At 65.0% G+C, this 15,833-nt stretch carries 13 protein-coding genes; 12 read left to right on the top strand and 1 reads right to left on the bottom strand.

Translation table 11 applies throughout. From position 1 onward, the window contains the following. The first annotated feature begins 12 nt into the window (after window positions 1-12). The 6 genes from ACLEJU_RS07100 to ACLEJU_RS07075 all read left to right on the top strand — a co-directional run bounded on the left by ACLEJU_RS07100 (window position 13) and on the right by ACLEJU_RS07075 (window position 5,400). Window positions 13-993: a quinone oxidoreductase family protein gene (locus tag ACLEJU_RS07100; RefSeq protein WP_435421575.1), complete on the top strand. Its 981-nt coding sequence runs from the start codon at window positions 13-15 to the stop codon at window positions 991-993. A 13-nt stretch (window positions 994-1,006) separates the two neighbouring features. Further along, complete coding sequence (locus ACLEJU_RS07095; RefSeq protein WP_435421576.1) at window positions 1,007-1,855, top strand: TauD/TfdA dioxygenase family protein; 849 nt, start codon at window positions 1,007-1,009, stop codon at window positions 1,853-1,855. A gap of 58 nt (window positions 1,856-1,913) precedes the next feature. Next, window positions 1,914-2,966 (top strand): 3-keto-5-aminohexanoate cleavage protein, encoded by a 1,053-nt coding sequence (locus tag ACLEJU_RS07090; protein ID WP_435421577.1) that lies wholly within the window; start codon window positions 1,914-1,916, stop codon window positions 2,964-2,966. Between the two features lie 165 nt (window positions 2,967-3,131). Next, window positions 3,132-4,436: an MFS transporter gene (locus ACLEJU_RS07085; RefSeq protein WP_435424227.1), complete on the top strand. Its 1,305-nt coding sequence runs from the start codon at window positions 3,132-3,134 to the stop codon at window positions 4,434-4,436. Beyond that, window positions 4,433-5,086, top strand: a complete 654-nt coding sequence (locus tag ACLEJU_RS07080; RefSeq protein ID WP_435424228.1) for a DsbA family protein — start codon at window positions 4,433-4,435, stop codon at window positions 5,084-5,086. The genes ACLEJU_RS07085 and ACLEJU_RS07080 overlap by 4 nt, the downstream gene beginning before the upstream one ends. After that, complete coding sequence (locus ACLEJU_RS07075) at window positions 5,083-5,400, top strand: Rieske (2Fe-2S) protein (protein WP_435424229.1); 318 nt, start codon at window positions 5,083-5,085, stop codon at window positions 5,398-5,400. Before ACLEJU_RS07080 ends, ACLEJU_RS07075 begins: the two co-directional genes overlap by 4 nt. Before the next feature lie 7 nt (window positions 5,401-5,407). On the opposite strand, the gene ACLEJU_RS07070 is transcribed toward ACLEJU_RS07075, so the two are convergent. Next, window positions 5,408-6,418 (bottom strand): AraC family transcriptional regulator, encoded by a 1,011-nt coding sequence (locus ACLEJU_RS07070; RefSeq protein WP_435424230.1) that lies wholly within the window; start codon window positions 6,416-6,418, stop codon window positions 5,408-5,410. Between the two features lie 179 nt (window positions 6,419-6,597). Between ACLEJU_RS07070 and ACLEJU_RS07065 the strand changes: the two genes are divergently transcribed. The 6 genes from ACLEJU_RS07065 (at window position 6,598) to ACLEJU_RS07040 (ending at window position 15,831) form a co-directional block, all read left to right on the top strand. Beyond that, window positions 6,598-7,164: an RBBP9/YdeN family alpha/beta hydrolase gene (locus tag ACLEJU_RS07065; RefSeq protein ID WP_435424231.1), complete on the top strand. Its 567-nt coding sequence runs from the start codon at window positions 6,598-6,600 to the stop codon at window positions 7,162-7,164. 86 nt (window positions 7,165-7,250) lie between these two features. Next, window positions 7,251-9,206, top strand: a complete 1,956-nt coding sequence (locus ACLEJU_RS07060; protein WP_435424232.1) for a DUF1302 domain-containing protein — start codon at window positions 7,251-7,253, stop codon at window positions 9,204-9,206. A 39-nt stretch (window positions 9,207-9,245) separates the two neighbouring features. Next, window positions 9,246-10,604 (top strand): DUF1329 domain-containing protein, encoded by a 1,359-nt coding sequence (locus ACLEJU_RS07055; protein ID WP_435424233.1) that lies wholly within the window; start codon window positions 9,246-9,248, stop codon window positions 10,602-10,604. Window positions 10,605-10,626: 22 nt separating this feature from the next. After that, the gene (locus tag ACLEJU_RS07050; RefSeq protein ID WP_435424234.1) at window positions 10,627-11,604 is read left to right on the top strand and encodes a WD40/YVTN/BNR-like repeat-containing protein; all 978 of its coding nucleotides are present in this window, start codon (window positions 10,627-10,629) and stop codon (window positions 11,602-11,604) included. Next, window positions 11,604-14,069, top strand: coding sequence for an efflux RND transporter permease subunit (locus ACLEJU_RS07045; protein ID WP_435424235.1), 2,466 nt, complete (start codon window positions 11,604-11,606; stop codon window positions 14,067-14,069). Before ACLEJU_RS07050 ends, ACLEJU_RS07045 begins: the two co-directional genes overlap by 1 nt. Next, window positions 14,062-15,831, top strand: a complete 1,770-nt coding sequence (locus ACLEJU_RS07040) for an acyl-CoA dehydrogenase C-terminal domain-containing protein (protein WP_435424236.1) — start codon at window positions 14,062-14,064, stop codon at window positions 15,829-15,831. Before ACLEJU_RS07045 ends, ACLEJU_RS07040 begins: the two co-directional genes overlap by 8 nt. Window positions 15,832-15,833: the final 2 nt, after the last annotated feature.

Raw genomic sequence — 15,833 nt, 5'->3', positions numbered from 1 at the left:
GGAGTGACAAGCATGTCAAAAGTCGTACGTTTCCGTCAGGCCGGTGGCCCCGAAGTGCTGCGCTACGAGGATGCCGATGTCGGTGATCCCGGCCCGGGGCAGGTGCGCCTGCGTCACGTGGCAGTTGGCCTGAACTATGCCGACACCTATTTCCGCAATGGCACCTACCCGATCCCGCTGCCCAATGGCATCGGTGTGGAAGCCTCCGGCGTGGTGCAGGCGGTAGGTGAGGGCGTGACCCAGGTGGCGGTGGGTGACCGGGTTACCTACACCGGCTTCCTCAACACCCTCGGCGCGTATTGCACCGAGCGGCTGATCCCCGCCGCAGCGCTGATCAAGCTGCCGGAAACCATCGCCTTCGAGACCGCCGCTGCCATGACCATGCGCGGCCTGACGGCGGCCTACCTGATGCGCCGGCTGTACGCCTTCAAACAGGGCGATACCGTACTGCTGCATGCCGCAGCGGGTGGCGTCGGCCTGATCGTCGCGCAGTGGGCGCGACTGCTGGGGCTTAACGTGATCGGCACGGTGTCCACCGAGGCCAAGGCCGAAGTCGCTCGCGCCCATGGCTGCAACCAGATCATCAACTACAGCGTCGAGGATGTGGCCAGCCGTGTGCGTGAGCTCACCGATGGCGTGGGCGTCAACGTGGTGTTCGACAGCGTTGGCAAGAACACCTTCATGGGTTCGCTCGATTCGCTCAAGCGTCGTGGCCTGATGGTCTGCGTCGGTACCGCCTCCGGCACCATCCCGCCGTTCGACCCGCAGCTGCTGGCTATCAAGGGCTCGCTGCAGCTGACCCGCCCGGCACTGGCCGACTTCATTGCCGACCCTGCGGAAAAGGCCGACCTCGCCGGCGAGCTGTTCGACCACGTCAGCAGCGGCCGCATCCGCATCGAAATCAACCAGCACTATGCCCTTCAGGACGCCGTCCAGGCCCATCGTGATCTGGAAGCGCGCAGGACCACCGGCTCGTCGATCTTCGTCATCTGAAGAGGGCAACAGCATGCACATCGAACAACTGACCTGTGCGATCGGCGCCGAGATTAGCGGCGTCAACCTGGCTGACGCGATCGACGATGACGACCTGTTCGAGCAACTGCGCGCGCAGTTGCTCAAGCACCGTGTGCTGTTCCTGCGTGACCAGCACTTCAGCCGTGCCGAACACGTGGCCTTTGCCCGGCGCTTCGGCGACCTCGAAGACCACCCGGTGGCCGGCAGCGACCCGGAGCACCCAGGCCTGGTTCAGATCTACAAGCGCCCCGACCAGCCCAACGACCGTTATGAAAACGCCTGGCACACCGATGCCACCTGGCGCGAGGCACCGCCCATGGGCTGCGTGCTGCGCTGCGTCGAGTGCCCGCCGGTGGGTGGCGACACGATGTGGGCAAACATGGTGCTGGCCTATGAAAACCTGCCAAGTGACGTGAAGGCGAAGATTGAAGGCCTGCGCGCACGCCACAGCATCGAAGCCAGTTTCGGCGCCGCCATGCCAATCGAAAAACGCCTGGAGCTCAAGGCGCAATTCCCGGATGCCGAACACCCCGTGGTGCGCACGCACCCGGACACTGGCGAGCAGGTGCTGTTCGTCAACGCCTTCACCACTCACTTCAGCAACTACCACACGCCCCAGCGTGTGCGTTTCGGCCAGGACGCCAACCCCGGCGCCGCCGACCTGCTGCGCTACCTGCTCAGCCAGGCCTACCTGCCCGAATACCAGGTGCGTTGGCGCTGGAAGCCCAACAGCGTGGCCATCTGGGATAACCGCAGCACCCAGCACTACGCGGTCATGGACTACCCGCCGTGTCATCGCAAGATGGAGCGTGCGGGGATCAAGGGCAGCCCCACCTTCTGAGTCATCCGCCGCACTCACCCGCGGCGCACAGCACAATAACAATAGCGAGGACTACTGCATGCAATTCTTCGACGATTCGTTGCACCCGGAAAACATGGAAAAGGTGGTGATCACCGCGGCCCCGTATGGCCCGGAGTGGATGCCCGAGGACTTCCCCGAAGACATCCCGCTGACCATGGACGAGCAGGTGCAGAAGGCTGTCGATTGCCATGAAGCCGGCGCCACCGTGCTGCACCTGCATGTGCGCGAACTGGACGGCAAGGGCTCCAAGCGTCTGTCCAAGTTCAACGAACTGATTGCCGGCGTGCGCGAAGCCGTGCCAGACATGATCATCCAGGTCGGCGGCTCGATTTCCTTTGCCCCCGAGGGCGAAGGCGAGGCGGCCAAGTGGCTATCCGACGACACCCGGCACATGCTCGCCGAGTTGACCCCGCGCCCTGACCAGGTGACTGTGGCGATCAATACCACGCAGATGAACATCATGGAGTTGCTGTATCCGGAGTATCTGGAAGGCACCTCCCTGGCCCACCCGGCCATCCACGCTGCCTACAGCGAAATGACCGTGCCTGCTGGCCCGGCCTGGGTCCGCGAACACCTGCGCCGCTTGCAGGCCAGCGGCATCCAGCCGCACTTCCAGCTGACCGGCATGCACGCCCTGGAAACCCTCGAGCGCATCGTCCGCCGTGGCGACTACATGGGCCCGCTGAACCTGACCTGGATCGGTATCGGTGGCGGTTTCGACGGCCCCAACCCGTTCAACTTCTTCAACTTCATCCACCGCGCGCCGGATGGTTGCACGCTGACTGCCGAATCGCTGCTGAAGAACGTGCTGCCGTTCAACACCATGGCCTTGGCCATGGGCCTGCATCCACGCTGCGGCAACGAAGACACCATCATCGACCAGCATGGCAAGCGCTTCGGCTCGGTGCAGCAGATCCAGCAGACCGTACGTGTGGCCCATGAACTGGGCCGCGAAGTGGCCAACTGCAAAGAGGCCCGGGCCATCTATCGCATCGGCGAGCAGTACACCAGCATCGAGCAGACCCTCAAGGCCAACGGCATGGCGCCCAATCGCCAGGCGGGGCAGAAGGGCGTGCCGCAGCGGGTCTGACCAGCAGGACCGGCCTCTTCGCGGACACGCCCGCTCCCACAGGGTTTCGCGTTCCCATGTGGGAGCGGGCGTGCCCGCGAAGAGGCCAGCCCATGCAGTAAAGATTTTGGCTGTAACCCATAACAACAAGAACACCACCCACGCCAGATACTCCGAGGAGGCACCATGGCCACCTATCTCGCCAGTGCCGAAGCACACGGCACCGACTCCGCGCACAGCGTCCCCCGGCGCTATGCCTGGGTCGTCTTCGCCCTGACCTTCGGCCTGTTGATCTCCGACTACATGTCGCGCCAGGTGCTCAATGCCGTATTCCCGCTGCTCAAGGGCGAGTGGGCCCTGAGCGACAGCCAGCTGGGCCTGCTCAGCGGCATCGTCGCACTGATGGTCGGCCTGCTGACCTTCCCGTTGTCATTGCTCGCCGACCGTTTCGGCCGGGTTCGCAGCCTGGTGCTGATGGCCGTGCTGTGGAGCCTGGCGACACTGGGCTGCGCCTTGGCGGAAAACTACCCGCAGATGTTCATCGCACGTTTTTTGGTAGGCGTCGGCGAGGCCGCCTACGGCAGCGTCGGCATTGCCGTGGTGGTGGCGGTGTTTCCCCGCGACATGCGCTCGACCCTGGCCGGTGCCTTCATGGCCGGTGGCATGTTCGGCTCGGTGTTGGGCATGGCCCTGGGCGGTGTCCTGGCCCAGCACCTGGGCTGGCGCTGGGCATTCGCCGGCATGGCGCTGTTCGGCCTGATGCTGGCGTTGCTGTACCCACTGATCGTCAAGGAAGCCCGCATCCGCCCGCGATGTGTCCAACAGGCCCAGGTGAAGGCACGCCACCCACTGCGCACCTTGTATGGTTCGCGTTCGGTGATCGGTGCCTACATCGGCAGTGGCCTGCAGCTTTTCGTTGGTGGCACGGTCATCGTCTGGATGCCCAGCTACCTGAACCGTTACTACGCCATGGGCACCGATCGCGCCGGGGCTATCGCCGCAGTGATCGTGCTGTTCAGCGGCATCGGCACGATCCTCTGCGCGATGCTCTGCGACCGCTTTGGCCGTCAGCGCCCGGACCGCAAGATCAGCCTGGCCATCGGCTATTGCCTGGGCAGCTGCCTGCTGCTGTCGGTGGCCTTCGCGCTGTCGGCAGGTACCGCGCAACTGGTGCTGATCTGCCTGGGCATGATGATCGCCGTCGGCACCAACGGCCCGTCGAGCGCCATGGTCGCCAACCTGACCCACGCCGCCGTGCACGGCACGGCGTTCGCCACCCTGACCCTGGCCAACAACCTGCTGGGCCTGGCGACCGGCCCGCTGATTACCGGCCGGGTATCTGACCTGATCGGCCTGCATGCCGCGTTCCAGCTGGTGCCGCTGGTGAGCATCGCCGCCGCCGCCGTGTTCTTCATTGCCAAACGCCATTACCACAGCGACATGGAGCGTCTGCAAGCATTGGTCAGCCGTACCGAGGAGTTGAGTTCGTGAAACAGATGTTGTCCGTCGAAGTGTTCTTCGATTTCATTTGCCCGTGGTGCCTGATCGGCCAGCGGCAGTTGCAGGCCGCCCTGTTGCTGCTGCAGCGCGAGCTGCGGCAGGTTGAAGTGACCCTGCAGTGGCGGGGCGTGCAACTGCTGCCGGGCCTGCCCGCCGGTGGCCTGCCTTTCCACGCGTTCTATGAGCAGCGGCTGGGCAGCGAACAAGCCGTTCGCGAGCGTCAGGCGCAGGTGCGTGCCGCGGCCCGCGTGGTGGGTGAAGATATCGACTTCACGCGTATCCGCCGCATGCCCAATACCGCGAATGCCCATCGCTTGCTGCAACGTGCATCTGGCCTGCTCAGCGCCAGGCGCTTTGAAACGCTGTTGGCGCAGCTGTTCATTGCCTACTTCCATCAGGGGCGCGACTTGGGCGACGACCGGGTACTGCTCGCCATTGCCCAGTCCTGCGGACTGCAGGCGGCGCAAGTGGTCGATTGCCTGCGCGACGATGGCAGCCCATTCCTTGGCGGCACCGGGCGCGCTGGCAACGCGGTGCCGTGTTTCCGCTTCAATGAGGGCCGCCTGATCTCCGGCGCGCAACCTGCAGAAGCGCTGTTCGCCGCCATGCGTGAAGCACTGCAGATACGGGTGCCGGCATGAGCTGGAGGATCGCCCTGGCCGCGTGCCAGGTGCCCGAGCGCAACGGGCGTGTGCTGGTGGAGAGTCACGGCAAGAGCCTGGCCGTGTTCAATGTCGCCGATACCCTTTACGCGATCGACGACAGTTGCCCGCACCAGGGCGCCTCGCTGTGTGGCGGGCGCCTGGAGGGCCGGGTGATCCAGTGCTGCGCCCATGGCCTGCGCTTCGACCTGGCCAGCGGCTACTTGCTGAACTCGACAGCGCTCAAGGTTCAGACCTATCCGGTCGAACACGAGGAGGGTGAAGTGTTCATCGTGATCGCTTGCCAAGCCTGATCGCGCTTCAAGGTGCCTGCTCGGCGAGCCTGGCCCGCCAGCTGGCGGGCGGCATGCCGAACTGGGCGATGAACCAGCGGGTGAATGAACTGGGCATCGAGTAACCGAGCATGTCGGCGATGCGCCCCAGCGAATAGCTGGGGTTTTCCAGGTAACGCATCACCAGGTCGCGGCGCACGTTGTTGATCATGTCCTTGAACGTCAGCCCGTCTTCTTCCAGGCGCCGTTGCAGCGTGCGCACATTCATGCCCTGGGTCTGCGCCACCTGCTCGATGGTGGCGCGGCCCATGGGCAGCAGCAGGTAGATAGTCTTGCGCAACTCCAGCTCCAGTGATGGCGTGCCGCCGGCCGGCAGGCTGTCCAGGTAGCGCCGTGCCAGGCGCGCCATGGCCTCGTTGGCCTGGGGGCTGGCGCTGTCGAGGTCGGCGGCGGGGCAGACGATGCCGTTGAACTCGCTGCCGAACACCAGCTTGCAGCCGAAGATGCGCCGATGGATGGCCAGGTCGGCAGGCGCTGCATGGGCGAAGTTGGCGCTGATCGGGTGCCACTGGGCGCCCAACAGAGCCGCGCACAGGCGCAGCATCACGCCGATGGCAAGCTCTGTGGCCTGGCGGCTGCAGGGCGCCCGCTCGTTGATCACTTCCTCACGAATGATGACCGTCTTGCCGGCTTCCTCGACGTGGATGGCCAGTGCATCGTTGAGCAGATGACGATATTGCACGATCACTTCCAGGGCATCGCGCAGGTTGCGCTGGTGGCTGAGCAGCAGGCTGATTTCGCCAAAATCAGAGAGCTGGCGCGATTCGGCCATGCGCAAGCCGAAGGTTTCGCAGCCGCTGATACGGGCCGACTCTTCCAGCAGGGTAATCACGTTGGCAGCCGGAATCCGCCGGTTGGGGTCTTCGAGCATTGTGGCGCTAAGGCCCACCTGGGCGAGCAGGGCGTTGGGGTTCAGGCCGACGTGGCGGGACACTTCGAGGTAATTGGTCAGGCTCGCGGCACGGACTAGGGCTGGCATTTTTATTGTTTTCCGTCAGGCGGTCGGAGATTTATAGCCTGCGTGTCATCAATTGAGAAGCACAAGTCCGGAACATCAGCTTGTCATCAAATGAAAAGTCGCTGACGCGCAATGTGAAGCACCCGCCGAGCCCCCTCTTTACTGTGAACCTCGTACCCGATCCAAGCCGAGGTTCTGACGTGGAAAGACTGCAAACCACCGCCACCGTGCTGATCATCCCTGGCCTGCGCGAGCATGTCAGCGAGCACTGGCAAACCCTGCTCGAAGCGCGCCTGGCCAAGGTCCGCAGCGTACCGCCGTTGCAGGTCGACGGGCTTAGCTGCAACGCCCGTGTCGAAGCGATCCAGCGTGAACTTGAGCAGATCGACGGCGAAGTGGTGCTGGTGGCGCACAGCGCTGGCGTGCTGATGGTCGCCCACTGGGCGGCGCGCTATCAGCGGCCGATCAAAGGCGCCTTGCTGGCAGCTCCGCCAGACCTGCACGCCCAGTGGCCGGCTCACTATCCCAGCCCGCAAAGCCTGGCCGAGCAGGGTTGGTCGCCGTTGCCGATGGCACCGCTGCCGTTCCCCAGCATCGTCGCCGCCAGCAGCAACGACCACCTCGCCAGCATCGACGCCGCTGGTGTCATGGCGCAGGCCTGGGGCAGCGAGCTGATCGCCTTGGGGCCGGTCGGCCACCTCAACCCGGCAGCCGGTTTTGGCCCCTGGCCGATGGCTGAAAACCTGATTCGTCGCCTGGACCGCTGATCTGCCAACCGCGCACGGATGCCCAGGCCAAGCCCGCAGATGACGGGCGGCCCAAAACAACAAGAACAATAAGTGGAGTCATCGCAATGCCAGAACACCGCATTCACCGTGCTGTGAAACCACAGCGCTGCCTGCTCGCCTGCGCCATCAGCCTGCTCAGCCTGCCCGGCGCGCAAGCCTTCGAAGTCACCACCGGCAGCGAAGATTGGGCCGTACGCTTCGACAACACGGTCAAATACAACTACGGCGTGCGCACCGAAAGCGCCGACAAACGCATGCTCGGCACACCCAACAGCAACGACGGTGACTACAACTTCCGCAAGGCCGGCACCACGGTCACCAATCGGATCGACCTGTTGACCGAGCTGGATGTGGTCTACCAAGGCAACACCGGTTTGCGGGTCAGCACCGCCAGCTGGTACGACAAGGCTTATGACAACACCGGCTCCAACAGTAACCCGTTCGTCAACGGCAACGGTGACCAGTCCGGTATCAATCCTAGCCTCAACGGCCTGCCGGGTACTGGCGTACCGCTGGGCAGCCCGCACCTGAGCAACTATGCCCAGCGCTACTACAGCGGCCCCTCTGGCGAAGTGCTGGATGCCTTCGTGTTCTTCAGCCGCGACGTTGGCGAGGAGTCGCAGATCAGCGCCAAAGTCGGCCAGCACAACCTGTTCTGGGGTGAAACCCTGCTCAACCCGGTGCACTCGCTGAGCTATGGCCAGTCCGGGCTGGACCTGGCCAAACTGGCGGCCTCGCCAGGCACCGAGGCCAAGGAACTGTTCGTGCCGCGCAACCAGCTGTCCACGTCGTTCATGGTCAACCCTGAGCTGACCCTGGGGGCACAGTATTTCTTCGACTGGGATGCCGCGCGCCTGCCGGAAGCCGGCACCTTCTACGGCGGTTCCGACGTGGTGGGCGAGGGCGCCCAGAGCTTCCTGCTCGGCCATACCGGCACCCCGGGGCTGATCCCGGTGCGCGGTGCGCTCACCACCATCCGCCGTGGCGACGACCTGACCCCCCGCAACAGCGGCGACTGGGGCGTCATGGCCAAGTGGTCGCCCGAATGGCTCGGCGGCACCCTGGGCTTCTACTACCGCAAGACCTCCGAGATCCTGCCCCAGGCCTGGCTCGACGCACGCGGCATGACCGTGGCCCGTGGCCCGTTCGGCGCGCCGCCGGCCAGCCGCCAGGGCGCGGTCGGCAACCTGTACAACTCGCTGCAGAGCACCACCTACCAGTTCGCCTATTCCGACGACATCGACATCTATGGCCTGAGCCTGTCCAAGGACATCGGCGGCATCAGCGTCGGCAGCGACCTCAACATTCGTCACCACATGCCCCTGGCGAGCATCCCAGCCATCGTCAGTGCCCCCGGCACCGCCGGCCTGGGTGGTGGCTTCGGCCTGCTGCCGCCACGCCTGGCCAGCAGTGGGGTGATCTACGACGTGCCCAAGGACGGCGACAGCCTGAGCGCCACCGGTGAAACCCTGCATTGGACCCTCAACGGCCTGATGACCATCGGCGACACGCCGCTGTTCGATTCGGCAACCCTGCTTGGCGAGCTGTTCTACAGCAACCTGCTCAAGCTCGATGGCCACAACGAGGCCTTGTACAAGGGCAAGAGCAGCTACCGCGGTATCGACCAGCCGACCCGCGACAACTGGGGCATCGCCGTCAACTTCACCCCCACCTGGTTCCAGGTGATGCCCGGTATCGACCTGAGCATGCCGCTGTCGGTCAACGTCGGCATCGACGGCGTGTCGCCAGTGCAGGGCGGCGGTGCCAAGGACACTGGCAACTATGCGGTCGGCGTCAGCGCCGCCATCTACAACCAGTACTTCGTCGACCTCAAGTACGTCGACAGCTTCGGCAAGACCCAGTCCTGCAAGGATGGCCAGACCGACGGCAGCACGCCGAACGCCCTCGACGGCGAACAGGACTACACCTGCTACGGCGGCGGCTACGCCTCCTTCTCCGGCGGTGGTGCCACCACCGAAGACCGTGGCGCCCTGTACCTGACCCTCAAGACCACGTTCTGAGACCTGTCCCCCCACAGACTTCACAGGAAAACAACAATCATGAACCACGTGAAAACCCTGTTGGCCACCTGCCTGTCGCTGGCTGCCCTCAACGCCGCCCACGCCGCCGTACCCCCTGACCAGGCTGCCAGGCTGGGCAAGAGCCTGACCACCCTGGGCGCGGAAAAGGCCGCCAATGCCGATGGCTCGATCCCGGCCTACCAGGGCGGCCTGCAGACGCCGCCGGCCAGCTTCCAGAGCGGCGCCAGCATGCGTCCCGACCCGTTCGCCAGCGAGAAACCGCTGCTGGTCATCGATGGCAAGAACGCCGAGCAGTACAAGGGCCAGCTGACGGCCACCACCCTTGAACTGCTCAAGCGCTTCCCGACCATGCGCGTCGATGTCTACCCGACCCACCGCAGCGTGGCGCTGCCCCAGGCGGTGCTGGACAACACCCTGAAGAACGCCACCGGCGCCAGGAGCCAGGAAGGCGGCACCGCGGTGGACAACGTGCTGCCGGGCATCCCGTTCCCGATCCCGCAGAACGGCGCCGAGGCAATGTGGAACTTCCTGCTGCGCTACCAAGGCGTGAGCATGACCGCCAAGTACGATTCGTGGAACGTCGACGCTGCCGGCAAGCCGTCGCTGTCGACCACCGGCCAGGCCAACATCAGCTACCCGATCTACGAAGACATGAACAAGCCGATCGGCGCCAAGGACACGTACTACCAGATGAAACTGGTGTACACCGGCCCCGCCCGCCGAGCCGGCGAAGCGATGATGCTGCGCGATGCTGCCAACCCGCTGGTGCAGCCACGCAGCGCCTGGCAGTACCTGCCTGGCCAGCGGCGGGTCAAGCTGGCGCCGAACCTGGCCTATGACACGCCCAACCCGGGGACCTCGGGATCTGGCACCTACGATGACGTGTTCGTCTTCAACGGCGCCCTCGACCGCTACGACTGGACCCTGGTCGGCAAGCAGGAAATGTACGTGCCGTACAACACCTACCAGCTGACCTACAACACCGACGTCAAGCAGCTGACCACCCCCAACCACCTCGCCCCGCAGTTCGTGCGCTGGGAAAAACACCGCGTGTGGGTAGTGGAAGGCAAGCTCAAGGACGGTGCGCGGCACATCTACCACAAGCGCCGCTTCTACCTCGACGAAGACAGCTGGGTGGCCCTGGCCTCCGACCAGTATGACGCCCGCGGCCAGCTATACCGTGGCTCGTTCGCCTTCCTCACCCAGAGCTACGACAAGCAGACCCCCGATGCCACGCCGTTCATGATCTACGACCTGGTCGGCGGCACCTACAACCTCAACGGCGTGGTCGGTGCCTATGGCGGCATCCGCTACATCGACCCGCTGTCCAAGGCCCAGTGGTCGCCTGAATCGCTGGCCGGCAACGGCATCCGTTGAGCGCATCGCGCAGAGGTTCGCAATGTCTGTTTTCAAACGATGCAGCGTGGCGATGCTGGTCTGTGTTGCGCTGCAAGGCGCGGCCCAGGCTGCGCCCTTCACCGACGTGCTGGACTTGCCGGCCGTGCCCAGTGCACTGGCCGCCAGCAGCGCGCTGCGAGATGTGACCCGGGCCGGTGATCGCCTGGTCGCGGTGGGCCCGCGTGGGCACATCCTGTACTCCGACGACCATGGCGCGCACTGGCAGCAAGCCCAGGTGCCGGTGAGCGCCGATCTCAATGCCGTCAGTTTCCCCACGCCCGAGCATGGCTGGGCGGTGGGCAACGACGGCGTGGTGTTGTACAGCCGCGACGGCGGCCAGCACTGGCAAAAGCAGCTCGATGGCCGTGAACTGGCCGATGGCACCGACAGCACCTTGCTCGATGTGTGGTTCAGCGATGCCCAGCACGGCTATGCAGTGGGCCTGTTCAACTTGCTGCTGCGCACCGAGGACGGTGGCCAGCACTGGTTGCCGTGGCAGGATCACAGCGACAACCCGCAAGGTTTGCACCTGACCAGCCTGGCGCCGGTTGGTGACGCGCTGTACATCACCGGCGAGCAGGGCCTGTTGCTCAAGCTGGATGCCGCAGGCGAACGCTTCATCCAGGTGCCGACGCCGTATGCCGGCACCCTGTTCGGTGCCGTCGGCAAACCCGGGCTGCTGTTGATCTATGGCTTGCGCGGCAATGCCTACCGCAGCAGCGACGGCGGCCAGCAATGGCAACCGGTCAGCACTGAGGTGAAGACCAGCCTCACGGCGGCCAGCCTTGGCCCAGGCGACGATGTCTGGCTGGCCAGCCAGGCCGGCGACCTGCTGCTCAGCCGCGACGGCGGCGCCAGCTTCAGCCTGCAGCCACAAGCCACCCGCGGCCCGGTGACCGCGCTTGCCGACGACGCCGGTAGCGGCCTGGTCCTGGTGGGCGAGCGGGGCGTGCGCACCTTCGACGAGAGAAGACCCTGATGGCCGATATCCGCCAAGACCCCCTGCCGGTGATCCAAAACCTCGCCGACTTCGACCCGCGTTCGGGCAACGGCCTGGAGCGCCTGGTGTTCAACCACCGCCTGGCCTTTGTGCTGTGCATGCTGCTGACCACTCTGGTGCTCGGCTACATGGCACTGACCCGCCTGGAGCTGCGCCCCAGCTTCGAGAAAATGCTGCCGCAGAGCCACCCCTACATCCAGAACTACCTGGCAAACCGCCAGTCACTGCGCGGCCTGGGCAACTCTGTACGGGTGGTGGTGGAGAACACCCGCGGCGACATCTTTGACCCCGACTACCTGCAGACCCTGCGCCAGATCAACGACGAGCTGTTCCTCAGTGAGGGTGTCGATCGTGCCTGGATGAAATCGTTGTGGAGCCCGGCCGTGCGCTGGACCGAGGTCACCGAAGACGGCTTCCAGGGCGGCCCGGTGATGCCCGACGGCTACCAGGGCGCGGCCGCCGACATCGAGCAACTGCGGCAGAACATCGAACGCGCCAACATCGTCGGCAGCCTGGTGGCCCGCGACTTCAAGTCGAGCATGCTGATCGTGCCGCTGCTGGACCAGGACTCGGCCACCGGCAAAGGCATCGACTACCACGCCTTCTCGCAAAAGCTCGAACACCTGCGACACCAGTACCAGGCCAGCGGCCAGTACCAGATCCACGTGATCGGCTTCGCCAAGCTGATGGGCGACCTGATCGACGGGTTGATCCAGGTGATGGCGTTCTTTGCCCTGGCCGTGCTCACCAGCCTGGTGATCATCTACCTGTACACCCGCTGCGTGCGCAGCACCTTGCTGGTGGTGCTGTGTTCGCTGACCGCAGTGGTCTGGCAGCTGGGCATCGTCGCTTGGCTGGGCTATGCCATCGACCCATACTCGATCCTGGTGCCGTTCCTGATCTTCGCCATCGGTGTGTCCCACGCCGCGCAGAAGATGAACGGCATCCTCCAGGACATCGGCCGCGGCACCCACCGGCAGATCGCCGCTCGCTACACCTTCCGCCGCCTGTTCGTGGCCGGGGTCACCGCACTGCTGGCGGACGCGGTAGGCTTTGCCGTGCTGATGCTGATTGATATCCCGGTGATCCAGGACCTGGCCATCACCGCCAGCATCGGCGTGGCGGTGCTGATCTTCACCTCGCTGCTGCTGATGCCGGTGGCGCTGTCGTATGTCGGCGTGGGTCGCAAGGCTGCCGAGCGCGCCTTGTACATCGATGCCCGTGCGGCGCAGCACCGTGGCTTTGGCCGCTTGTGGGACCTGCTCGACCGCTTCACCGAACGCAAGTGGGCCATGGGCGCCTTGCTGGTAGCCGTGGTTCTTGCCGCCGTCGGCGTGTGGGGCAGCCTGCAGCTGAAGATCGGCGACCTCGACAGCGGTGCCCCGGAATTGCGCGCCGACTCGCGCTACAACCGCGACAACGCCTTTATCACCAGCCACTACGCGCTGAGCAGCGACACCTTCGCGGTGATGGTCAAGACGCCCCCTGAAGGCTGCCTGCGCTACCAGACGCTGGTGCTGGCCGACCGCCTGGCCTGGGAGTTGCAACAACTGCCCGGGGTGCAGACCACGCTGTCGCTGGCCAATGCGGTGCGCCAGATCACCGCCGGTACCTACGAGGGCAACCCGCGCCTCAACAGCCTGCAGCGCAATCAGGATGTGCTCAACTACGCGGCCCAGCAGGCCTCGGTCAACACTCCGGAGCTGTTCAACAGCGATTGTTCGCTGATGCCGGTGATCGCTTATCTCAAGGACCATCGTGCTGACACCCTGGCGCAGGTTACCGCCAGCGCCGAGCGCTTCGCCCAGGCCAACGGTAGCGAGGATCACCAGTTCCTGCTGGCTGCTGGCAGTGCCGGTATCGAGGCCGCCACCAATATCGTCGTGCGCGAGGCCAACCACCGCATGCTGTTGCTGGTGTACCTGGCAGTTACCTTGTTCTGCCTGTTCACCTTCCGCAGCTGGCGCGCCACCGTGGTGGCCGTCCTGCCATTGATGCTCACTTCGCTGCTGTGCGAAGCGCTGATGGTGGCCCTGGGCATCGGCGTCAAGGTCGCCACCTTGCCGGTGATCGCCCTCGGCGTGGGCATTGGCGTCGACTATGCGTTGTACCTGCTCAGCGTGCAGCTGCATCACCAGCGTGCCGGCCTGCCGCTGGCCGAGGCCTACAAGCGGGCCGTGGCCTTTACCGGGCGCGTGGTCGGGCTGGTGGGCATCACCCTGGCTGCCGGCGTGGTCGGTTGGGCCTGGTCGCCGATCAAGTTCCAGGCCGACATGGGCCTGCTGCTGACCTTCATGTTCCTCTGGAACATGCTCGGCGCCCTGGTGCTGATCCCGGCGCTGTCGCACTTCCTCCTGCGTGGCGAAGGCGCCCCGGCGGCACGCCGGGCCCGTGTCGCACCACGTTCGTCAACCCAAGCAACCGAGTGTTCGCCTCATGTCTGATTACCTTCCGCCACTGCGCGACATGGATTTCCTGTTCAACGAAGTGTTCGATATCCCGGCCTGGTGGGCGCAGACCCCGGCGCTGGTAGAGCAGGTCGACGCCGATACCGCCCGGGCCGTGCTCGAACAGGCCGGCAAGCTGATTGCCGGCGTGGTGGCGCCGCTCAACCGCAGTGGTGACGAACAGGGTTGCCGTTGGGATAACGGCCGCGTAATCACCCCGGATGGTTTTGCCGACGCCTACCGGGCGTTCGCCGAAGATGGCTGGGTGGGTGTGGCCGGGGCGCCAGAATATGGCGGCATGGGCATGCCGAAAGTGATCGGCGCCCAACTCGAAGAGATGCTCAACGCGGCCAACCTGTCGTTCGGCCTGTACCCGATGCTCACTGCAGGGGCCTGCCTGTCACTGCTCAATCACGCCAGCGAACCGCTCAAGGCCCGTTACCTGCCACCGATGTATGAAGGCCGCTGGACGGGCTCGATGTGCCTCACCGAGCCGCACTGCGGTACTGATCTGGGTCTGCTGCGCACCCGTGCCGAACCGTCCGCCGATGGCCGTTACCGGGTCAGCGGCACCAAGATCTTCATCACCGGTGGTGAGCAGGACCTGACCGAGAACATCATCCATCTGGTGCTGGCCCGTTTGCCTGACGCACCTGCCGGGGCCAAGGGCATTTCCCTGTTTCTGGTGCCGAAAGTGCTGGTCGACGATGATGGCGCGCTGGGCGAGGCCAATGCCGTCAGTTGTGGCTCGATCGAGCACAAGATGGGCATCAAGGCCTCGGCCACCTGCGTGATGAACTTCGACGGCGCCATCGGTTACCTGGTCGGCGAACCGAACAATGGCCTCAATGCCATGTTCACCATGATGAACTACGAGCGCCTGGGCGTGGGTATCCAGGGCCTGGCCCTGGGCGAGCGCTCCTACCAGAACGCCATCGCCTATGCCCGCGACCGTCAGCAAGGCCACGCCCCGACCGGCGCCGAGGCGCCCGGGCAGGCCGCCGACCCGATCGTCGTGCACCCGGATGTGCGGCGCATGCTGCTGACCATGAAGGCCCTGAACGAAGGCGGGCGGGCATTTTCCACCTACGTGGCGCTGCAACTGGACCTGGCCAAGTACAGCGAGGATGCCGGCGAACGTCGCCTGGCCGAGGCCAGGGTGGCCTTGCTGACCCCGGTGGCCAAGGCCTTCCTCACCGATATGGGCCTGGAAACCACCGTGCATGGCCAGCAGGTATTCGGTGGCCACGGTTACATCCGTGAATGGGGCCAGGAACAGCTGATTCGCGATTGCCGCATTACCCAGATCTACGAAGGCGCCAACGGCATCCAGGCCCTCGACCTGGTGGGGCGCAAGCTGCTGGGCGATGGCGGCCAGGCGTATCGCCTGCTGTCCACAGAGATCCGCACCTTCGCCGAGGCGCAGACAGCCGAGTTCGGTACGCCGCTGCTGGCGGCGCTGAATGAACTCGATGACCTGACGGCCTGGGTCCTTGATCGCGGCCAGGGCAACCCCCAGGAGATTGGCGCTGCGTCTGTGGAATACCTGCATGCGTTCGGCTACACGCTCTATGCCTACCTGTGGGCGCGCATGGCCGAAGCCACCCTGAACACGGTGCAACCCGAGCCGTTCCACCAGAGCAAGCTGGCCACCGCGCGCTTCTACTTCGCGCGCCTGCTGCCGCGCACCCGCTCGCTGAATGCCAGCGTCAAGGCGGGTAGCCACAGCCTTTACCTGCTCGATGCCGACCTGCTGTGAAG

Source organism: Pseudomonas sp. SMN11, assembly GCF_052041945.1.
In the GTDB taxonomy this organism is placed as follows: Bacteria; Pseudomonadota; Gammaproteobacteria; order Pseudomonadales; family Pseudomonadaceae; genus Aquipseudomonas.
Note: the sequence above shows the minus strand (reverse complement) of the source record. Positions and strands in the feature narration are given on the sequence as shown.